This is a genomic window from Vibrio rumoiensis (assembly GCF_002218045.2).
Taxonomy (GTDB): domain Bacteria; phylum Pseudomonadota; class Gammaproteobacteria; order Enterobacterales; family Vibrionaceae; genus Vibrio; species Vibrio rumoiensis.
On the sequence record NZ_AP018688.1, the window covers coordinates 16161 to 37250 of the forward strand.

A 21090-nucleotide genomic window follows, 5' to 3' on the forward strand; every position below is an offset into this window, starting at 1 on the left:
ATGAACGAGCTTTATTTGCCGAGTGGCTATAATTTACCTAGTGGTCATAAAGTGACAAAAAAACTTCAATCTGGAGTAGGTTGGCAAATTTTTGTGACTAGCAACAAATCTCGACTGCTAGTAATAACCGGACAGTTAGTGCGTAATAATTTTAATAATGATATTTTGTCAGAAAAATCGTTTACTAGCTGTTATATCGGCAAAGAGCTCCTTTATCTTTATGAATCAGAACCTAGATATGAGCTAAGTCATATAAAATATAGTAACGTGCCTAAAGATTTTTCAGAAGCGATATCATTCGCTTATGCTTTTGATGCGACTAGAAAAATAATATCTGAAATTGATTTATCTAATTCTATTTATATAGAAAAGCTATCTAGGTTACTCGTTATTGGGGAGTTTACTAAAGTAACGATAACCGATGACTTGGTCTTAGGAAGATGGTTAAGTGGTGGAGTCAGTTTAAGTGCAAAAAATATAGAAAGAATTAAAAGCCTAAGTGGAATTGGTGATATTGGTCTTTTGAATGAAATATTGCTGAAAAGTGGTGTTGTAAAAGAATCTATTTCTCTTGCTGAAAGAGATAATAATTTCCACCTAATAGGAAGGAGTCAATTACAACAGTTTCTGATTGATCATGTAATAGATATCATAGAAAACCCTATCTTTTACGATAAGTTGGATATTGACTTTCCTACGCCATTTATACTTTATGGGCCACCTGGCTGTGGAAAAACGTATGCGATTGAGCAGTTGATTAATTATTTAAGTTTACCTTGCTTCTATATTGAATCAAGTACTGTCGGCAGTCCTTATATTCATGAAACTAGTCGGAGGATTGCTGAGGTATTTGGCGATGCGATAAAGCAATCCCCCTCAGTTATTGTTATAGATGAAATGGAAAGTTTTGTAAGTTGCAGAAGTAATGTAGATGCGGGTCAATATCACGTCGAAGAGGTCAATGAATTCTTAAGACTTATACCTAAAGCAATTGATAATAAAGTTTTAATTATTGGAATGACTAATCAATTAAATATAATTGACTCAGCAATAATAAGAAAAGGTCGCTTTGATTTTTGTATAGAAGTAAATACTCCAACTAAAAGAGAGATTGAAGAACTATTTGATCATTTAGTATTTAGTTTACCCTGTGATCTAGAGCAAGGTAAAGGTGATATATATGATGGGCTTTATGGTCGACAGCCATCAGATGTTGATTTTGTTGTTAAGGAAGCTAAAAGAATTGCAGCTAGGCGAAGGTGTAGCTTATTAACTACTGATTGTTTTATTATGGCAATAGATAAGCTACCTGAATTAAACGGCAAGAACAATAATAAAATAGGCTTTATTTAATATGAATATAACAGAAAACCCTTTTAATTTACTAAATGCATCAGTAAGGGATGATAAATCAACTTTAATAGATTTGGCAGAAGATTACTCACTTGTAAATGATGATGATTTGGGGGGGAAGTATGTTAATGACCTTACATCCCCAAGAAGACGATTATCGATAGAGATATCTTGGTTACTTGGTATCTCAGAAAATGTTATTAAAAACTTAATAAATAATATTGACGATGTTGAGTTTATTATAAGCTCAAATGGATTTAATGCATTATCCAGGGCAAATCTATTAGCTTCCTCTATAGAAAGATTATCAAAAATCGATAAAGAATTATCTATAAAGCTAATAACTGAATTAAGCAAAATGTCAGAGTCTATTTTCTCTGATGAAATTAAAGTGTTAATAAATCAAGAGAGAAAATATTCAAGCCTTCTAATGGTAGAGTCATTAGAAGATATAGAGTCGGAATTAGAAAATAGGAAAAAATATTATAAGAAAGCTTCAATAAACTTACTTGACTGTTTTTCTTCAAGCGAAATAGTTGAAATTATTACCAAAATTATTGTAACGGAAACAAATAATGGTTCTAAATACTGTGGTGAATTAATACAAGAAGTAATTGGATATTATGAATTAAAAGCACAACAATTTTTAAAGGAAGAAGAAGGGAATATAGATATTCTATTGTCGACCATAGACGATAATTTAAAAGATGGGCTATCCGAAAGTGTTATGTCTATCTATATTGAAGAGTTGATCAATGTACTAAAAAACTGGGATCTAATTGCTCAGCCCATACAAATCCTATATATGAGTAAAGGGCTAAAACATGAAATGAGCAATAATCTTGCTTATAAAATCCGAAATTTGAGCTTAAAACTGTTTAATGAATATGATTATGTAAAATTAACACAAAGATTAGGTTATACCTTACAACAGGTTTTTGAAGAAGATTTTGAGTTTAAAGAAAAAGCTGACCAAGACTTATCAGATATTAATGATATATTGCATGATAGGGAATTATCCGAAGAGGACCGTGAAAAATTTTCGAAGGCAATAACATATGAAGTTGAAATTGGTATGGCTTTTAAAAATAGATTTACAATCACCCCTGACATAATTGAATGGAAAAATACCATCACAAAGATCACGGACATTCAGTACATAAGGTGGGGAGCACTTTCAAGCAATAGTGGTACAGAGTATTTTATAGCATTTGGACACAAAGATCTCACACAAGAAATTAAATTACGAAAAAAAACCATATTTTCAGAAATTATTGATCGATTAATGAAAACAGCAGGAATTCATATACTAGCGAAATATATGGAAGCATTTAAAAATGATGAAAACATTTCTATAGGTGGCGTAATTGTTAATGATTACGGAGTTCAACTTCGTAAATCAAAGATGTTTTCTAAAGATGAGAGTGAATTTGTAGCATGGCATAATGTAGAGGTATTCAGTAGAAATGGTAATTTCGTTATAAATAAGATTGGCAATAGAAAAATGAATTGTGCTCTACCATATTTAAATGTAAATAATGTCCATATTCTTGAGGCTATTATTAGAATGAAATTCAAAAAGCCTGGTGTAAGATTAAGTGATGCATTAATTTCAAATTGAGATGGTAAATATGAATAATAACAAACCTATGGGATTTAATGGGATATCTAGTCTAGTATCTAAACTAGATCTAACTAGCATTGATCTCAAAAAAGAAAGTTTAAATGGAACTTCATCTTCCAATGATACTTCATATACAAACTCTACAACATCAAATGTAAAAAAGGGAACGACAGAAAATAAATCAAAAGAAAACAATGGTATAAACCCATGGTTTTGGTTTTTTGTTTTATTATTAATACTCGGTGCAATGTTTCTCGCTGAGGAATATGATAATACAAACGACTATTCTAAGAATGAAAATAGAGTCCCAGAAACTAAAATTACACCAACAACAAAAAAAGAAAATAATACCAACAGTAAACTTATGGTTTTCTCAATGCCTAGCCCTGGCACAAATAACGTTCTTGTTGTTTCAGAGTTAAGATGGTGTTTACGAGAACAAATAATATTAAATACTTATGATTCTGAAGTGAATTTTAATCAGGCTAGTGAAGTTATCATTGAAAAGTATAATCAATTGGTTAATCGTTATAATACTCGATGTGGAAGCTATAGGTATTATGAAGGACAATTAACTAAGGCAAAAATTGAAATATTAGCAATAAAAGATGATATACAACAGAGTACATTGAACAAAATAAACCCCCTAAATATGAACAATTATAATGTTGATTTAACTAAATATGATGTTCTTGACGTGCAAAGTGCATTAAAAATGCGTGGTTATGATGTTGGTACTGTAGATGGAATAATGGGTAATAGGACAAGAAATGCAATTAAACAATTTCAACGCGATTATTACCTAAAAGTCGATGGAGAAATATCGCCTAAGCTATTAGAGTATCTACAGATACGTTAATACGTATGGTAAAAAAGGGGAGATGCCTCAATAATGATGTTTATAAAATATAAGTTATGGTAACATTCAATTTGGGGTTTTTTGAGAAATAATATTGGTATTTACTTTTTGCCATGAATTTTTTAAGTTTTTCTTTTGAAATAAAGAAGTGCGGCTGACCATATGCATAAGGTGCAATACTGTAAGAAGGGTAATGTATGCTTAATCCTTTAGGTGTAATATTAAACCTGCCAACCTGCATAAATAAATTTATTCCTTCACTTTTATTATCCAAGTCATTTTCATTAAAAAATGAAAAGACCAAATTATGTATGTAATTATTTACTTCATAATTATTGTCGAACATGTCCTCCCAAGTTATAATTTCATTATTGTTAAAATCATAATTAATGTAATTGGTATAGGTTACACCGTGAGCTCCACCTGTCGATTCATATTGGCTTATTGAAAATGAAATGTAATTTTTAGTTGCCGCCTCAATACTTTCATCATAGTCCTGTATAAATCCTTCATATAGTTGAAATTCATTTATAAATTTCTTACCTGACGGGTAATTTTTGAAAAAATCTCCTTTGATAGAATTTATATCTTTACCAAGAAAAGCGTTTATATCATCTCTTTTTAAGTAAGCCCCTGAAAACCTAGAATTATTTCCATAATAGTCCATGTCGTAATACTTCAGTTTGATTTTATGTATGGTATGAGGCTCATTTATCTCACTTTTCGAAACTATCACAGTTTTATCAAGTGCAAAATCAGTTTCGACATTTGACACTTTCTCATCAGATAATGCACTTCCACTCAGTAGCACTAAAAATGTAAAACCAATACTTTTCAGCAGATGCTCCATACAACCTCTCATACTCGATAACTTTATTATGGACATAATAACTCTCATGAAAGTACTTCTAGTTTCGTAGGTTAATGAAGTAGAAGTCATGAGTAGTTTACTAAAAGAACTAACTTCAGGTGTTAGCATGAATAACAATATCACTCTTTTTATTTGGTTCGATAGCCATAAATGCTTCACTCAGTCATACCTTCAAAAGGTACTTGGGGGTAAAAGTCCGATTTCTTTTAAGTATATTGATACTTCAAAATCAATATTTATCATCCGCACACAAAAAATAAAAACTTCCTAAATAAATTCAATATTTTATATATGAACTAGCTGTGGTAAATAGTTTAACCCTACCTTAGATATCACTGTATCTTAATGTCCCTTATCTTATCTTATTTTAAAAAAGTCTTGCGAAGAATTAAATATGTTTTATAACGTGACCTTAAAATTGTAACAAAAGATATCAACAGAGAGTGAGTTAAATTTTTTCCACAATAATATCAATATTGCGGTGAAAGGTACGTGACTCACGATCTAGGAATCTACAACCTTCAAGAAAAAGCTCTTGTAAACAAAAAAACAACTTCAGATGAATACGTGATTTTTTGTCGTTTCTTTTCATACATTTCTAAGCTGTTTTCTGACTTATTAAGTATTAGTTGGTAGAGTTTAAAATGTTTATGGCTCATATAATGGAATGAAAAAATAAAATATCATTACCATTTAACAATGGCATTATTATCCTTCGGGGTTGCATTTGAGCCCTTGAAACTCAATGATGAGAGTCACCATTTCTGGTATGGGTTATACTTTGAAAATCCTCCAACCCCAAGGATACCATTTGAAGGTAATAATTACAGAGGACTAGTTGAGGCATAAAAAATGCTCTGCAGAATATAATGCAGCCATGGATGATTACAAAATGAAACTAGCCAATCACAACGAGCGTAAAAGGGCTGAAAAAGAGGAATTGGCTTCCAGTGTTCACTATCAAGAAATTTTGGAACTTGATTAACCAACAGGAGCATAACAAAATACGTTACAGTGTTGGTAGGTGTCATCTTGTTTGTCAAATAGGCAAAGTATGACACCTTGCCTATCTTTCTTCCTCTAGTGCTATTTCATAGAATATATTTGGATAAATACTTCAATTATAGTTGACCATTTGTACCTGAAGTTTTGGATGATTACATATATTTAATAATATATTGCGACGTTTAATTATATTAATGTTATAATGTCTTAGAATTACAGTTCTCAGACATTATATCTTAGGGAAGACTATGAAAGACCTCATGACACTACCGAGCGATCTTGACTCTATTAGACCTCAGCAACTAGTCCAGTACCTAAGCTCTAATTCTTCTAAAGCTATCGATCACGAGAAAGTTCAACAGCTGATTTTACATTTCCAAAATCAATTCTACTCTAGGCAAGGTCAGTATTCTGACTCTACATTAAGGCGCTTAAAGTCAGCCTGGGCTATGTTTGTTACATGGTGCAATGAAAATGGACGTCAATCTCTGCCATCTTCACCAGATACTGTAGAAGATTACTTAAAATCCACAAATAAATCGTTACGTGGTAACACTTTAAAAGTTAATCTTTGGGCGATATCTAAGACTCATAAAATTTCTGGTTGTCCTGACCCAACAAAAGACATTTATGTTGAAGGGCAATTAAAACAAATAATCAGAAATAAAAAGTACTCGGGTGAAAGTCCAAATCAAGCGACTGCATTTAACGAGTTTCATTTAAACCAAGTTATTGACCTGTGGGGTACGAGTTCATCACCTATGCAAAAACGAGATTTAATGGTTCTCGGTCTTGCATATGAGTCGCTTCTACGTGAATCTGAAATCGTGCGTATCAAATTTAAACATATAAACTGGAGTCAAGATGGTTCGGCTTTAATAACTATTCCATATACAAAAACAAACCAACTAGGTTCGGATGAAGTGGTCTATGTATCAAAGCAGGTGACTGGCTTTATACGTAAATATTTAGCAATTAATGATTTAGAAAAACAAGATGATTCTTTTTTAATTCAAGGATTTACAAAGAGTGGTAATATAAAACAACAACTTTCCCCTAAAGCTGTCACCCCCAAAACCATTGAACGTATTTTTGCAAAAACGGCTGCAATTTTAGGCTTAGAAGATATGGGACTTCGTAAATTCACCGGCCATAGTGCAAGAGTTGGTGCAGCTCAAGATTTATTACGAGATGGGTATACAACTCTTCAAGTACAACAATCTGGTAGATGGTCGACGGAACGTATGGTTTTACATTATGGGAAAGGAATCCTTGCAGCAGATAGTGCCATGGCTAGAAAACGTAGATAGTTTGTCAATATTCAGCTTGAATAATAAGTTTAGTGATTACTGATACCGAGGAAAACTGTTGCACACGATATCAGAAAAATAGATATATTACTGTCATATTTCAACGTAAGAAACTATATAAGCGCAGCGGTGATGGTACAGCAATGGTAATCCATTATTCCTTAATAAGAGCTGGATTGAAAGCAATTTTTAACTCCGTTAGATGCTTTAACTCGTTCTTAGAATATGTATTAGTAAGGTTACTTATGTACGGTTTAACATATTCAGAGAATCGAAAGGTATACCCATCTCACACCTCTATCTTGTCATTATGATTTTTCACAAAACATGACAAGCCCTTTTAAAAGATTTATAATCACCTTATTAAATGCACTTTAAGAGAGGTTTACATTATGAACTTAACAAACAACATTTTGACGGATGTGAGTGCTGGACTTACTCAGCTCAAAAATAATCCAATGGGCGTATTAGAAGAAGGCCATGGTGCGCCTGTTGCTATTTTAAATCGCAACAAACCTGCATTTTACGCTGTCCCAGCCGCTTTATATGAAAAAATGGTTGATGAGCTTGAAAATATTGAGCTAATGAAAATGGCTCAAGAAGCTTATGAAACGGGTGAGTTTGTTGAGGTAGACCTTGACAGTTTATAAGTTGAAATTTGAACGAAAAGCCCAAAAACTTTTCTCTAAATTAGGAGAGCCGGTTAAATCTCAGTTCAAAGAAAAACTCAAAAAGATTCAAGTTAATCCGCACATAGAGGCAAACAAATTACATGGTGGATTATCGGGATGTTACAAAATCAAACTCAAGCAATCTGGTTATCGACTGGTTTATAAAGTTGTTGATGATGAATTAATCGTGCTTATCTTAGCCGTCGGAAAACGAGAAAAAAAAGAAGCCTATTTAATGGCTCAAAGACTGTTAAATAAATAAGAAGAACAAAAACTAAAATGAATAATTCACCTTACCGCTGCCCTATATATGGAAACCCGACAAGTTGTAATTGTGCAAGCTGCGCTATAGAGAGAAGACTAAGGGCTTCCCGTGAAGCCGTCAAAGCGGCTGAAATTGCCAATCTATCGAGACCGCCTGCACCACGCCCTAAAAACTTGGATGATTTTTTCGTATCACCTAAAGAATCCCCTCGTGAAAAAATAGAAAGACAACGTCGTGAACGTTTTGCGGAAAGTGATAAAACTTGGGCTTATGTGCAAGCAAATGAAGGTCGTTATGCCGTTATCTTCATTCCACGAATACGGTCTTTGGTACTCTGGTATGTGAAAACAAGTTCCACTTTCTGATATAAGTAGAGTAGGTCACTGGCTTCGGCACAACCCTTATCCAGCAACCCCTCTTCAATTCCGTGCATGAGGTTTTCCCTCACACGGCTTTCACATAAATGTTCACCTGCTCACCTTCGCAGTTTTCATCTTCGTCGGTTGTAGATACACAAGACCTGCCTTGTGTAACTTATCCCATGCATCTTGCGCAAGATACAGGCTCCGACGTTGACTTCGGCTTCTTGACCATCGATAAAAGCGTGCCACCAAAAACCAATCCATCTTGAAGAAGACCTGTCGAGGATAACCTACTTTGCCAAAGTAATTCTTCCAGCCTATTACTACTCTATTAACCCGCTCAACGAGCTGATCTAGGGTCAGAGACGTTCTATGCTTCACTATGCTTCGCAACTTATCCTTATACTTCTTTTGGCTCTTCTTCGATGGATAGATCTTTACGTAGTTGGTGTGCTGGATGAAACCCACTATGTACTTGAAAGTGAACCCTAAGAAGTCAAATTCATTTCCTACTTGGGTCATATCTACGATGTGAGTTTTATCTTCATTGAGCTTTAGTCCTTCCTGCTCCAGCTCATTCTTTATCCAGTCCTGTTGGGCTGAATTGAATGGCGTTTTCGACAGGATAACAAAGTCATCTGCATAAGAAATTATCTTGCATGGTGTCTTTGTCGCAATCTTCCGACAAAAGTCATTTAGGTAAATGTTTGCCAATAGTGGCGAAATCACCCCGCCTTGAGGCGTGCCGATAGGGTTTCCCACTATTCGGCTCTTTCCTTTTGCTGTTGGCTCACTTATCGGCGCTTTGAGGAATAGCTTAATCAGTCTTAGTACTGCCCTATCCGTCACTTTAGACCTTACCTTATCCAGTAATCGTGAATGTGGTATAGTGTCGAAAAACTTTGATAGGTCAGCATCATAGACTTGCTGATACCCTTGTTTCAGATAGCCATTAATGCATATCACTGCGTCTTGTGCACTGCGCTTAGGTCTGTAACCGTAGCTATTACAGTGGAAGTGAGGCTCGAAGACTGGACTTAGCACAAGCGTGCATGCCATTTGTACAATGCGATCTCTGATACTTGGTATGCCCAAATTTCGAGTCTTACCATTGTCTTTTGGTATTTGCACTCTCTTGACCGGCAGAGGTCTGTACCTGCCTTCTACCAGCTCCGCTCTTAATGTTTTGATCAATTTACCAGACGTTTCAATGCTATTTAAGTCCTCAAATCTGACACCATCGACTCCCGCCGCCCCTTTGTTTGCTTTACACAAATAGGGGTCACACGACGATTCGGAAAATATTGTACGCTAAGAGCATAACCTTATATTCCTAAAGGAAAAATTTGCTTCGATTAATTCCTTGTTACAAAGTGAAGTCTTTGTCAGAGTTACCCTGCTTTTTGACCTTTGCAATAGTTGATCGGCTACAGCCCAAAAGGTGTTGAATCTGAGACGGGGTGTGAAGCCCAACGGTACGGTTTCGTACGTTAAGCATTAAATCAAACAGTTAGAACGGTATGACGCTTAGGTATACCCTTCTGTCACCCTCTGAATCCTTCCCCTCGCGCCTTAATGGCATAACTCTAATGACATAGGTTATAGTGACATAACCCTAATGACATAAGAGGCGGTCATGTACATATTTGGATACCTCCGGGCTTCTGCGCACGATCAGGATGCGTCACGCGCCCAGCAGCGGCTTAAAGCCTTTGCACTTGAGCATAATCACCGGGTCGCCGGATGGTACGTTGAGAACGCTTCTGGCGCGTCCCTGCAACGTCCTGAGCTTATGCGCCTGCTAAATGATGCTGAGAAGGGCGATCTTATCCTGATTGAGCAGGTAGACCGCCTTTCACGCCTGGATGATGAAGGCTGGCAGCAGCTGAAGCGAATGATGCAGGAAAAGAACCTGGCGATTATCAGTCTGGACCTGCCAACCAGCTACGCGGCGTTAATGCCCCACGGTAGCGATGAATTTACACGGAGTATGCTGACGGCCATCAATAGCATGATGCTTGATATGCTCGCGGCCATCGCCCGAAAAGACTATACAGATCGCCGCCGTCGCCAGCAGGAAGGCGTAAAGAAAGCCAAAGAGAAGGGGGTTTATCGTGGCCGGATACCCGACCAGAATAAGCACGACCTGATCCGTTCTTTGCGGCACCAGGGGAAATCTATCAGCGAGACGGCCAGACTCGCTGGCGTATCGGAACGGACGGTTACGCGGGTGAGCAAAAGTTAATTCTGGCTATCGACCTTTTTACCAGGAACGCCGTGTTTGACCAACAAATCCTCTATAGCTTCATCGAGCAGGCGGCTTTTAGGTATCCGCGTTTTGGCCGCTAGCGCGTCAAACAATGGGACAAGTTGATTATCAAGGGACGAGGTGAAGCGTCGGCGATTTTTTAAATAGGGTTCGGCCATTACATCCGTTTCCACACAGTTACAGGTGCAAGCAGTGTATGTGGCTGTCAGATAGATTAAAGTGGTTGCAGATAGTGTCTATATAGTGCAAAAATTCACCCTGAATACAGCACCAGGGCACTTACAAAAATAAAATATGCACGATTCAAGCTCATTTAAGTCGCCTTCATGGCGACTTTTTTATGCTCTTTAACAATATGGGGTCGTCTCAGAAAACGGAATCTATGGTCACTCCCGTTTTTGCAACACCGATTTTGACGACAAGTTGGCTTGCTTGAATCTATCCGGCGTCTGAATGGGATTTTATTCCCGCGCCTCGATGAGTTCCGCGCCTGATGAACCTCCAGAAAATATACGGCTTCAATGAGCCTTTCCGTTTTACAGGTTCCTCAACAGGCCGGTGGGCCGTTAGTATCATCAATATCAGTATTCGCAAAACCAGATGAATGATTGTTTAAACTGGTGTATTTCTGCCTTTATGCTTCGTAAGTTTGCTGTCGCGCCGTCAGTGCCCAGGCTATTCTGGCCAGCTTGTTTGCCAGAGCACAGGTGACGACAAAGTTGCTTTTCCGACACAACAACTCCCTGACCCAGTCGGCCAACTTGCCAGACTGGTGTTCCAGTTTTTGTATGAATACCCTGGCACACTGAACCAACAAAGTTCGGATCTTTTTGTTGCCCCGCTTGCTAATCCCTAACAATGTCGTCCGACCTCCCGTGCTGTACTGTCGGGGTACCAGCCCTGTTGCCGCCGCAAAGTCACGGCTGCTGGCGTACTGCTTCCCGTCGCCAATCTCAGTTGAAATAGTACTGGCAGTCAGCGTTCCAACGCAGGGAATACTCAGCAAGCGCTGTCCAACCTCATCTTCGTCCAACTTTCGTTTCAACTGAGATTCCAGATCTTTAATCTGCTCAACAAGATAGTGATAATGCTGTTGTAATTTCAGCAGTAACTGGCTGAGATAAAGAGGCAAACTACTGTCCTCAAGAAGGGTACTCAGTCGACTAATAACGGCAGCACCTCGCGGAACGCTGATACCAAATTCCAGCAGAAAAGCATGCATCTGATTAGTTGTTTTCACCTTATCCTGAACCAGGGATTCACGGACACGATGCAGAGCTCGCATTGCCTGCTGAGATTCGGTTCTGGGCTGCACGAAACGCATAGATGGACGTGATGCTGCTTCACAGATAGCTTCAGCATCAACGAAGTCATTTTTGTTGCTTTTAACGAATGGGCGGACAAATTGCGGTGATATCAGCTTTGGAAAATGCCCTAACTCTGCCAGCTTGCGTGCCATAAAGTGAGAACCGCCACAGGCTTCCATCGCGATGGTTGTTGCCGGGCATGTCGCCAGAAATTCGATTAGCTTTGGTCGGGTGAATTTTTTACGGTAAACGGCCTTCCCACGATGATCCTGACAATGAATATGGAAAGAGTTCTTACCCAGATCGATACCAATAAGCGCAATGTTTTCCATGATGGTTCTCCGAATGAAAGCCTGTCCTCAGCATAGTACTGGGAAGGAGGGAGTGACCATCTCATTAAATAAAGCACGCTAAGCCGGTTGCAGCGGCCGTAGCGGCCTGAACTTGCCCGCGCCGATCTTGGCGCTGCTGCGCCAGAGGTAATCGCCGGTCAGGTTGATGTGCTCCCAGCCGAGCGGCGACAGGTACTGCAACAGGCCGTCATCGACGGCTTGACCGTGGCCACGCAAGGCGTTCGCGGCCCGCTCCAGATAGACCGTGTTCCATAGCACGATGGCCGCCGTCACCAGGTTGAGGCCGCTGGCCCGGTAGCGCTGCTGCTCGAAGCTGCGGTCGCGGATTTCCCCCAGGCGGTTGAAGAACACGGCGCGGGCCAGCGCGTTGCGCGCCTCGCCTTTGTTCAGCCCGGCATGCACGCGGCGGCGCAGCTCGACGCTTTGCAGCCAGTCCAGGATGAACAGTGTGCGCTCGATGCGTCCCAGCTCACGCAGGGCGACGGCCAGGCCGTTCTGGCGCGGGTAGCTGCCAAGCTTCCTGAGCATCAGCGAGGCCGTCGCCGTGCCCTGCTTGATCGAGGTGGCCATCCGCAGGATTTCATCCCAATGGGCGCGGACGTGCTTGATGTTGAGCGTGCCGCCGATCATCGGTTTCAACGCCTCGTAGGTGGCATCGCCCTTCGGGATGTAGAGCTTGGTGTCGCCCAGGTCACGAATGCGCGGGGCGAAGCGGAAGCCCAGCAGGTGCATCAACGCGAAGACGTGGTCCGTGAACCCTGCCGTGTCGGTGTAGTGCTCCTCGATCCGCAGGTCGGATTCGTGATACAGCAGGCCGTCGAGCACGTAGGTCGAGTCGCGCACGCCGACGTTCACGACCTTGGTGTGGAACGGCGCGTACTGGTCGGAGATATGGGTGTAGAACGTCCGCCCTGGGCTGCTGCCGTATTTCGGATTGATGTGGCCGGTGCTCTCGGCCTTGCTGCCGGTGCGGAAGTTCTGGCCGTCCGACGATGACGTGGTGCCGTCGCCCCAATGCTCGGCGAAGGGATGTCGGAACTGCGCGTTGACCAGCTCGGCCAGTGCCGCCCCGTAGGTTTCGTCGCGGATGTGCCAGGCTTGCAGCCAGGCCAGCTTGGCGTAGGTCGTGCCGGGGCACGATTCCGCCATCTTGGTCAGGCCCAGGTTGATCGCGTCGGCGAGGATCGTGGTCAGCAACAGGTTTTTGTCCTTGGCCAGGTCGCCTGACTTCAGGTGGGCGAAGTGCCGGGTGAAGCCCGTCCATTCGTCTACCTCCAGCAGCAATTCGGTGATCTTGACGTGCGGTAGGATCATCGCCGTCTGGTCGATCAGGGCCTGTGCGGTATCGGGCACCGCCGCATCGAGCGGCGTGATCTTCAGGCCCGACTCCGTGATGATGGCGTCCGGCAGCTCGTTGGCCAGCGCCATGCGGTTGACGGTGGCGAGCTGCGTTTCCAGCAGCGTCAGCCGGTCATGCAGGTACTGGTCGCAATCGGTGGCCACGGCCAGCGGCAATTCGCTGGCCTGCTTGAGGCTGGCGAATTTCGCGGGCGGCACCAGGTAGTTGTAGCGGCTCGCGTTTGAAAACGGGCGTGCTCGCATTCGACGCCGCTTTCGGCTCGAATTAACTGCAACTGACGGCGCGCTGATGCTCACGCTATCTGCAAACGAGCTTGCAATCGACGGCGGCGGCTCGCATTTCATGGCGGCGTGCTCGAATTAATTGCAAGTGAAATGCCGGGTTCCAAGCTATCCAAAATCAATAGATGCAGTGCCGGCTGCCCGCTAACGCCTCTGAGCGGTCAGACGGGGATTGACCTACGCCGCCTCTCGCACGAGACGGATATCGACTTCTCTGTCAACGTACTTCCATTCCTCTGTTGCACGCAGTTCGGAAAGCAATGCGTTGAACTCAGCCTCATGGGTTGGCGCGAACTCGAACCAATTGAGAAAATCGAACGGTTCATTTTCAGAGAGGTCGCGGCAGTGGTGGAGCTTGCGCGCTACTGCAGGCAAGTAGTTGAGCCCGATTTGGATGTGCTTTGACTTTTCGAAAACGCTCCGGCGCTCGTCTTGCGTGAATTCCCACCAAGCTGCGTTTTTTCGGATCGGTATCAACGCAGCGCAAGTTGCTTCTGGGCGCGCTAGCCCTTGCTGCTTCACCACAATTTCGTTCTTCTCTTCGCGCATGACATACCGTTCATTGCTTGTTATTCCGCGAAGTACCCAGGGTGCATTGGTTTCGGGCTGCAACTCTGAGGCAGATATTACGTTGAGCCTTTTGGCTTCAGGCAGTGACTTGCCAACTATGGTTTCGGTTCCAACGATCCGCCAAAGACCGCTGTCTCCGCCGACGAATGCAAATAATCGTGTATCCATTTCATCCCCTTCATGTGAGTGTGTTAACTTTTTTACAGCCTCAAAAAACCTATCTGCCCATCCCATGCTTGTGCATCATCGTCTCGCCTCGCTTAGCGTAGTATTGCATTACGCTTACCAGCGCCCCCAGTTAAATTGTAAATATAGCATCGAATTGGTCTGTGATACAACCGCCAGAAAATAGCCGTTTGTCGCCATTTCAAAAATTAATTGTACCGTATCGGTACGCCCTAACTAGGCGTCAGGCCGGAACCTTGGGCCGCGTCAGGATAGGGCCGATTCCAGCATTTTCTGACGCCTCGCCGGCAACCTCTAGGGCCTCAACCTGACAGGCCGTACGCTTAACGTACGATTTTTTCCGTTTTCTCTATCGTCCCCATCAAGGCTCTGGCCAGCACGATGCCCTTGTCGGTTTGCATGGCCAGCTCGGTCAGCAACTGGACAGCCTGCCGGTAGTGGCCAATCGTGAACGGCTGGAAGCCGAACACCGTTTGCAGCTCGACCAGGTGCTCGCGTCGGGTCTGCTCACGCTGCCCGTACTCGTCCCAGCTTTCGATGCCGACCTTGAGCTGGTTGGCGACCAGTCTCAGCAATGGCGGGAACGGTGGCTCATCAGCGCCAAGGATGACGCCGGGAAAGCGCAGGTAGCAGAGCTGCACCGCGAAGCCCAGCCGATTGGCCGGGCCGCGCCGCTGCCGGATGATGGAGAGGTCGCTTTCGCTGAACGTGTAGTGACGGATCAACTCATCCTTGGTGTCCGGCAACGCCAGCAGGCTTTCGCGCTCGGCGGCGGAGAGGATCGAACGGCGGGGCATGCGGTTTCCTTCTTCTTGAAAACGTAGGTTTGTGACAAGCCCGCCAAGGCAACCGGCGCGGCACGGGAATCAAGGCATTGCGATTCTCGAAAATAGTTCTTGAAATTCTATTCTTGATTGCATATCATCTCAACGAGTTTCGATAAGAAAGGATGCGCATGCGACCGTCTGTTGTGCTTGACATGAAGCGAAGCGCAGTGCGTGAAGCGGTAGGCCGCTTTCGCGCCGCGAACCCGCGCGTCTTCGGCTCGGTGCTGCATGGCACCGACCGGGATGGCAGCGACCTCGACCTGTTGGTCGATGCGCTGCCCGGTGCCACGTTGTTGGACTTGGGCGATTTGGAAGAAGAACTGAAATCGCTGCTCGGCGTTGACGTCGATCTGCTGACTCCCGGCGACCTGCCGCCGAAGTTCCGGGCCAAGGTGCTCGCGGAGGCGCAACCGATATGAGCGAGAACCGCCTGCCCGATTACCTCGACCACATTCAGCAGGCCGCAACCGATGCGCGCAGCTTCGTGGAAGGGATGGCCAAGGACGACTTCTTGGCCGACAAGCGCACCCAGCAGGCCGTCATCATGAGCCTGATCGTCATCGGCGAGGCGGCCACAAAGGTGATGGATGGCTACGTCGAGTTCACCCAGGCGCATGCCGACGTGCCGTGGCGCAGCATGCGCAATATGCGTAATCGCATGGCTCACGGCTATTTCGACATCAACCTCGATGTGGTGTGGGAGACGGTACAGGAATGGCTGCCGGCGTTGCTCCAGCAATTGCCCGCCGTGCGTCAGGATGCCGACGATGAAGACCGTAACGACAACTGTGAAAGAGGGATCTCCGATGACTGTTGAATCGAGAATATTTTCTGTAGCCGAGTATGTTCAGCCGTCCGAAGGCGAGCCTATTCGTTCCGTTGTGCTTGAAACCCGAGACTCAATTATCGTGGTTTGGCATGTCCATCCCGGGCAGGAAATTGCGGCTCACATTCATCCTCACGGCCAAGACACGTGGACTGTTTTGTCGGGAATGGCTGATTACTTTCAGGGCAATGGGATTGTTCGTGCCCTCAGGGAAGGTGAGATAGCCGTGGCAAGACCGGGCCAAGTGCACGGGGCGCGAAATACAGGTACCGAGCCATTTGTGTTAGTCTCGGTTGTGGCATCAGCCAATGCCGGTTTCGTATTGGCTGAGCGATAGAGCCCAATCTCTGGAGTTGGTCCAATGAGCGGTCGGGGAGATAGGTAACAGACATGCAGCGGACACGGCTGCTAAACCAGGTCGCAAACCTCCTTGCGTCGCAGCGTGCCGCAAGCGACGCGATCAATCGAATGGGGTCGGCATGAGACTGAACACCATCCAGTTCCCGACCGCGTAGCCGCCTGTCCTGCCGATCAGGTCTTGACCATCGACGCCTGGGATCAGTCCTGAATGTTCTTGGAGACCACTACGTTATGAGCCGCAGCCGCCGCAAAACACCCATCGTCGGGCACACGACCTGCGGCAGCGAGCGCGAGGACAAGAAGCTCTGGCATCAGCGCTGGCGCACCCGTGAGCGCACGGCGCTGACCAGCGCGTCGCCCGAAGCCCTGAGCGCCCATCTGCCCCTGCTGGAAAACCAGGCCAGCAGCGTCTGGTCGATGGGCAAGGATGGCCGCTCCTACTGGCCCGTCAAGCGCCAGGCCGCCACGGCGGATCGCATCGCCAATCACAAGGGACGCAACCCGCAAGAACGCGCCTCCCTGAAAAAGCGCCTGCTGCGCAAGTGGATGAGCAAATGAAGCTCTCCTTCCATCAGCACATTGCGCTGTTCTGGATGATCGGTGCTCCGGGCGTCTTCGCGCCCGTGATCGAGAACGCCAAGCGGCCCGATGCCGGCGCCGTCATGGCGTGGGGTGTCGCGATCGTGGCGGTGATGATCCTCTTCACCCCTTTACTGCTGCGCTGTCCACCATTCCGGCGCTGGTATGGCCGGACGGATGCGCTGTCGGAGCGGCAGCGCCAGGCGCTTGCCGAGCGCGGCCTGCGCCGCTACTACCAGACCGCTTTCGATGACGGCTACGTGCCCCGCGTGATGCCCTACGTGTGGCGCATCATCTGGACGGTCGGCGGGTTGATGGCTGTGACCGCCGTACTGCCTACCAACACCGGACGGCCAGCCTTCGATGCCTTGGTGGTCTTCTCGACCTGGTATCCGATAGGCGTGATGCTGCTGGTTTTCGCGTCGAGGCCCCTTGGCCGGTTGATTCGCCAAAGAGCACAGGAGCGGCGGAAATGAGCACGTCAACCATCGAGGCGCTGGCCAGCGCCTGGGCAAGGATTGCCGAGGAAGCGGAATTCCCCGCTGACTACGAGGGGACTGCCACACCACAAGCGCATCGGGCTAGCGAAGCTATTCAGGAGCAGATTCGGGAGCGCATCGTCGCCACCAACGACATGCGGCTGTTCAGCCTGCTGCACCTGCTGGGTCAGGCGTCGCTGCGCATGGAGCAAGCGCTGTGGCCGGAGGATTACGAGCGGATGACGCGCGAGGTTGAGGAAGCCCTGCGGCAAGCCACCGACGCCAACGCCAGATCGTACACCCACGAAGAAGTGATGCAGGCGATGCAGGAACGCATCGACCGGGCGCGAGACAAGCCATGTTGATTGGCTATGCGCGCGTCTCGACGCAGGATCAGAACCTGGAGCTGCAACGCGAAGCCTTGAGCAAGGCCGGATGTAAAAAGGTCTTCGAGGACAAGGTGAGTGGCACGCGGGCAGACCGGCCTGGCTTGGCCAAGACGCTCGAAATGCTGCGCGAAGGCGATACTTTGGTCGTCTGGAAGCTCGACCGGCTGGGCCGGTCGGTCAAGCAACTGGTCGATCTGGTCGGCGATCTGCACAAGCACGGTGTCCAGTTCAGGAGCCTCACCGACTCCATCGACACCGGCACACCATCCGGGCGGTTCTTCTTCCACGTCATGGCGAGCCTTGCCGAAATGGAGCGCGAGCTGACCGTCGAGCGCACCCGCGCCGGGCTGGAAGTCGCCAAGCAGCTCGGCCGCAAAGGCGGCCGCAAGCCGAAGATGACCGACAGCAAGATCGAGTCGGCCAAGAAGCTGCTGGCCAGCGGGGTGCCGCCCAAGGACGTGGCCAAGAACCTCGGCGTGTCCATTCCGACGCTGTACCGCTGGGTGCCAGCCTCCACGCACGCTTAGCGTGCTTTATTTAATGAGATGGTCACTCCCTCCTTCCCAGTACTATGCTGAGGACAGGCTTTCATTCGGAGAACCATCATGGAAAACATTGCGCTTATTGGTATCGATCTGGGTAAGAACTCTTTCCATATTCATTGTCAGGATCATCGTGGGAAGGCCGTTTACCGTAAAAAATTCACCCGACCAAAGCTAATCGAATTTCTGGCGACATGCCCGGCAACAACCATCGCGATGGAAGCCTGTGGCGGTTCTCACTTTATGGCACGCAAGCTGGCAGAGTTAGGGCATTTTCCAAAGCTGATATCACCGCAATTTGTCCGCCCATTCGTTAAAAGCAACAAAAATGACTTCGTTGATGCTGAAGCTATCTGTGAAGCAGCATCACGTCCATCTATGCGTTTCGTGCAGCCCAGAACCGAATCTCAGCAGGCAATGCGAGCTCTGCATCGTGTCCGTGAATCCCTGGTTCAGGATAAGGTGAAAACAACTAATCAGATGCATGCTTTTCTGCTGGAATTTGGTATCAGCGTTCCGCGAGGTGCTGCCGTTATTAGTCGACTGAGTACCCTTCTTGAGGACAGTAGTTTGCCTCTTTATCTCAGCCAGTTACTGCTGAAATTACAACAGCATTATCACTATCTTGTTGAGCAGATTAAAGATCTGGAATCTCAGTTGAAACGAAAGTTGGACGAAGATGAGGTTGGACAGCGCTTGCTGAGTATTCCCTGCGTTGGAACGCTGACTGCCAGTACTATTTCAACTGAGATTGGCGACGGGAAGCAGTACGCCAGCAGCCGTGACTTTGCGGCGGCAACAGGGCTGGTACCCCGACAGTACAGCACGGGAGGTCGGACGACATTGCTGGGAATTAGTAAGCGAGGTAATAAAAAGATCCGAACTTTGTTGGTTCAATGTGCCAGGGTATTCATACAAAAACTGGAACACCAGTCTGGCAAATTGGCCGATTGGGTCAGGGATTTACTGTGCCGGAAAAGCAACTTTGTCGTCACTTGTGCTCTGGCAAACAAGCTGGCCAGAATAGCCTGGGCCCTAACGGCACGACAGCAAACTTATGTAGCATAACGGCAGAAATACACCGGTTTAAAGAATTACTGATCTGGTTTTGCGAATACTGATATTGATGATACTAACGGCCCACCGGCCTGTTGAGGAACCTGTAAAACGGAAAGGCTCATTGAAGCCGTATATTTTCTGGAGGTTCATCAGGCGCGGAACTCATCAAGGCGCGGGAATAAAATCCCATTCAGACGCCGGATAGATTCAAGCAAGCCAACTTGTCGTCAAAATCGGTGTTGCAAAAACGGGAGTGACCATAGATTCCGTTTTCTGAGACGACCCCAATATGATTATTGTGATAAACATGGATTGTGCAGCTCAATATCCATGTCTGGAGGAAGCGCTTCCGGGGCAAGCCCGGAAGCCTTGCTTATTAGCGGTGGGAGTAAAGACGCCAGGCTACACTGCCGGAACTGCCATCACAGATACGGCCAGCGAACACCGATCCCTGAGAGTATTTGACGCCGTTCAGGTAGCAGTAGCTGCTGTTCTGCGTTTGTTCTGAGCGAAAAGCTGACTCCTGCTGACTCAAGCGATGCTCGGCAGACTGGAGGCGAACGGAAAGCGCGTTGATTTGCTTCTGCTGATCGCTGATTCGATTTGAGAGTGCTACCGCGTCGTTCTGAGTGGCGCACCCGGAGAGCAGGGCGGCGGCAATGATAGCTGGGATTAGTTTCTTCATGTGTTACTCCTGAAATGAACGTCCGTATCGCTGAATAATCAGCTCCAGTGTGTTTTTGTTTTCTGAAATAGTGGTCATAGGGCAAGTGCTTAGAAATACTTTACGAGCAGCAGCTGTCGCGCCGGGGTTGTAGTAGGGGGTGTAAATTCGTATCTCAAAGAAGCTCTGGCGGCCCATTACACAGTCAGGCCCTGATGTTGCCTCGTTACCTTGTAACTTTCCGGCCATACAGGTGAACGCGAGACACGGATCACCCTTAGTATTTCCCTCCGCAAAGGCGCTGGCGCTACTGAAGATGCAGTACATCAATAATATTTTTGCAACGGTTCTTAGCTTACTCATACGTTCCCTCTTATCCATTTGATACAGCTTGTTGAAATCACATTGATAACCAACAGCAATCCCATTAGGAACAACAGGTTATAAAACTCTGGCGCTCCCAAACGGCCCATAAACCACTCGACAAGAAACAGCACGATTGATAGTGTGGCGATCAACTTCAATAGCTTTCTTGACGCAGCGCTTACGAAAAATAAACAAATACAGCAACATGACTTAGAGTAGGTAAAGAGGTTGTTTTTGAGGGACAGGGCAGTCTTTTTGAACCACAGTAGTACCCCCCTTTTAGGCATTTTGTCTTTTTGGTTTCTTTCGCCTTTCGGCCTCTTAAACTCAATCACATTGCCCATCGTTCACTC

The 21090-nt window shown here is 45.6% G+C and carries 22 protein-coding genes and 2 pseudogenes; 15 read left to right on the forward strand and 9 right to left on the reverse strand.

What is annotated here, in order from left to right:
• Genes VRUMOI_RS18790 through VRUMOI_RS19565 form a run of 3 tightly spaced genes read left to right on the forward strand, consistent with a single transcriptional unit; the run spans position 1 to position 3836 of the window.
• Positions 1-1353 carry an ATP-binding protein gene (locus VRUMOI_RS18790; RefSeq protein ID WP_089138974.1) on the forward strand — a complete coding sequence of 451 codons (1353 nt, stop codon included), beginning with the start codon at positions 1-3 and terminating at the stop codon, positions 1351-1353.
• A 1-nt stretch (position 1354) separates the two neighbouring features.
• Entirely contained in the window at positions 1355-2974 is a 1620-nt protein-coding gene (locus tag VRUMOI_RS18795; RefSeq protein WP_089138975.1) for a hypothetical protein, read from the forward strand.
• Between the two features lie 10 nt (positions 2975-2984).
• Positions 2985-3836 (forward strand): peptidoglycan-binding domain-containing protein, encoded by an 852-nt coding sequence (locus VRUMOI_RS19565; protein ID WP_231897582.1) that lies wholly within the window; start codon positions 2985-2987, stop codon positions 3834-3836.
• Between the two features lie 40 nt (positions 3837-3876).
• On the opposite strand, the gene VRUMOI_RS18805 is transcribed toward VRUMOI_RS19565, so the two are convergent.
• The gene (locus tag VRUMOI_RS18805; protein ID WP_162598466.1) at positions 3877-4686 is read right to left on the reverse strand and encodes an RsiV family protein; all 810 of its coding nucleotides are present in this window, start codon (positions 4684-4686) and stop codon (positions 3877-3879) included.
• A gap of 1274 nt (positions 4687-5960) precedes the next feature.
• On the opposite strand from VRUMOI_RS18805, the gene VRUMOI_RS18810 reads away from it, so the two are divergent.
• The 3 genes from VRUMOI_RS18810 (at position 5961) to VRUMOI_RS18820 (ending at position 7955) form a co-directional block, all read left to right on the forward strand.
• Entirely contained in the window at positions 5961-7022 is a 1062-nt protein-coding gene (locus VRUMOI_RS18810; protein WP_089138977.1) for a tyrosine-type recombinase/integrase, read from the forward strand.
• A gap of 392 nt (positions 7023-7414) precedes the next feature.
• Positions 7415-7672 (forward strand): type II toxin-antitoxin system Phd/YefM family antitoxin, encoded by a 258-nt coding sequence (locus tag VRUMOI_RS18815; RefSeq protein WP_027695182.1) that lies wholly within the window; start codon positions 7415-7417, stop codon positions 7670-7672.
• Positions 7659-7955, forward strand: coding sequence for a type II toxin-antitoxin system RelE family toxin (locus tag VRUMOI_RS18820; protein ID WP_027695183.1), 297 nt, complete (start codon positions 7659-7661; stop codon positions 7953-7955). The genes VRUMOI_RS18815 and VRUMOI_RS18820 overlap by 14 nt, the downstream gene beginning before the upstream one ends.
• A 470-nt stretch (positions 7956-8425) precedes the next feature.
• Here VRUMOI_RS18820 and ltrA read toward each other — a convergent pair whose 3' ends face one another.
• Entirely contained in the window at positions 8426-9595 is a 1170-nt protein-coding gene (ltrA, locus tag VRUMOI_RS18825) for a group II intron reverse transcriptase/maturase (RefSeq protein WP_162598467.1), read from the reverse strand.
• 361 nt (positions 9596-9956) lie between these two features.
• Between ltrA and VRUMOI_RS18830 the strand changes: the two genes are divergently transcribed.
• Entirely contained in the window at positions 9957-10565 is a 609-nt protein-coding gene (locus VRUMOI_RS18830) for a recombinase family protein (RefSeq protein WP_040223437.1), read from the forward strand.
• Here VRUMOI_RS18830 and VRUMOI_RS18835 read toward each other — a convergent pair.
• From VRUMOI_RS18835 to VRUMOI_RS18855, 5 genes and pseudogenes are all read right to left on the reverse strand, one after another.
• Positions 10562-10747, reverse strand: coding sequence for a ribbon-helix-helix domain-containing protein (locus tag VRUMOI_RS18835; protein WP_024562121.1), 186 nt, complete (start codon positions 10745-10747; stop codon positions 10562-10564). The two genes, VRUMOI_RS18830 and VRUMOI_RS18835, sit on opposite strands and share 4 nt — an antisense overlap.
• Positions 10748-11223: 476 nt before the next feature.
• Positions 11224-12228 carry an IS110-like element IS5075 family transposase gene (locus VRUMOI_RS18840; RefSeq protein WP_000427614.1) on the reverse strand — a complete coding sequence of 335 codons (1005 nt, stop codon included), beginning with the start codon at positions 12226-12228 and terminating at the stop codon, positions 11224-11226.
• A gap of 78 nt (positions 12229-12306) precedes the next feature.
• Positions 12307-13815 (reverse strand): annotated as a pseudogene (locus VRUMOI_RS18845) (Tn3-like element ISPa38 family transposase); the annotation flags it as partial.
• A gap of 252 nt (positions 13816-14067) precedes the next feature.
• A complete protein-coding gene (locus VRUMOI_RS18850; protein WP_002718009.1) occupies positions 14068-14628 on the reverse strand; it encodes a chlorite dismutase family protein in 561 nt (186 codons plus the stop codon).
• Between the two features lie 347 nt (positions 14629-14975).
• Positions 14976-15443 (reverse strand): annotated as a pseudogene (locus VRUMOI_RS18855) (DUF4158 domain-containing protein); the annotation flags it as partial.
• A gap of 158 nt (positions 15444-15601) precedes the next feature.
• Between VRUMOI_RS18855 and VRUMOI_RS18860 the strand changes: the two are divergent.
• From VRUMOI_RS18860 to VRUMOI_RS18895, 8 genes are all read left to right on the forward strand, one after another.
• Positions 15602-15892, forward strand: a complete 291-nt coding sequence (locus VRUMOI_RS18860; protein ID WP_001247892.1) for a nucleotidyltransferase family protein — start codon at positions 15602-15604, stop codon at positions 15890-15892.
• Complete coding sequence (locus VRUMOI_RS18865; RefSeq protein ID WP_001293886.1) at positions 15889-16290, forward strand: HepT-like ribonuclease domain-containing protein; 402 nt, start codon at positions 15889-15891, stop codon at positions 16288-16290. The genes VRUMOI_RS18860 and VRUMOI_RS18865 overlap by 4 nt, the downstream gene beginning before the upstream one ends.
• Positions 16280-16636, forward strand: a complete 357-nt coding sequence (locus tag VRUMOI_RS18870) for a cupin domain-containing protein (protein ID WP_000215515.1) — start codon at positions 16280-16282, stop codon at positions 16634-16636. The genes VRUMOI_RS18865 and VRUMOI_RS18870 overlap by 11 nt, the downstream gene beginning before the upstream one ends.
• A gap of 254 nt (positions 16637-16890) precedes the next feature.
• Positions 16891-17217: a hypothetical protein gene (locus VRUMOI_RS18875; RefSeq protein WP_003100858.1), complete on the forward strand. Its 327-nt coding sequence runs from the start codon at positions 16891-16893 to the stop codon at positions 17215-17217.
• The gene (locus tag VRUMOI_RS18880; protein WP_003100856.1) at positions 17214-17714 is read left to right on the forward strand and encodes a hypothetical protein; all 501 of its coding nucleotides are present in this window, start codon (positions 17214-17216) and stop codon (positions 17712-17714) included. Before VRUMOI_RS18875 ends, VRUMOI_RS18880 begins: the two co-directional genes overlap by 4 nt.
• Positions 17711-18082 carry a hypothetical protein gene (locus VRUMOI_RS18885; RefSeq protein WP_003100853.1) on the forward strand — a complete coding sequence of 124 codons (372 nt, stop codon included), beginning with the start codon at positions 17711-17713 and terminating at the stop codon, positions 18080-18082. Before VRUMOI_RS18880 ends, VRUMOI_RS18885 begins: the two co-directional genes overlap by 4 nt.
• Positions 18076-18633: a recombinase family protein gene (locus VRUMOI_RS18890; RefSeq protein ID WP_003100847.1), complete on the forward strand. Its 558-nt coding sequence runs from the start codon at positions 18076-18078 to the stop codon at positions 18631-18633. Before VRUMOI_RS18885 ends, VRUMOI_RS18890 begins: the two co-directional genes overlap by 7 nt.
• Before the next feature lie 78 nt (positions 18634-18711).
• Positions 18712-19716, forward strand: a complete 1005-nt coding sequence (locus tag VRUMOI_RS18895) for an IS110-like element IS5075 family transposase (RefSeq protein WP_032426534.1) — start codon at positions 18712-18714, stop codon at positions 19714-19716.
• 367 nt (positions 19717-20083) lie between these two features.
• Here the strand turns inward: VRUMOI_RS18895 and VRUMOI_RS18900 are convergent, their stop codons facing one another.
• Positions 20084-20392, reverse strand: coding sequence for a putative periplasmic lipoprotein (locus VRUMOI_RS18900; RefSeq protein ID WP_000733764.1), 309 nt, complete (start codon positions 20390-20392; stop codon positions 20084-20086).
• A 3-nt stretch (positions 20393-20395) separates the two neighbouring features.
• Positions 20396-20734 (reverse strand): hypothetical protein, encoded by a 339-nt coding sequence (locus tag VRUMOI_RS18905; RefSeq protein WP_000040982.1) that lies wholly within the window; start codon positions 20732-20734, stop codon positions 20396-20398.
• Positions 20735-21090 lie beyond the last annotated feature (356 nt).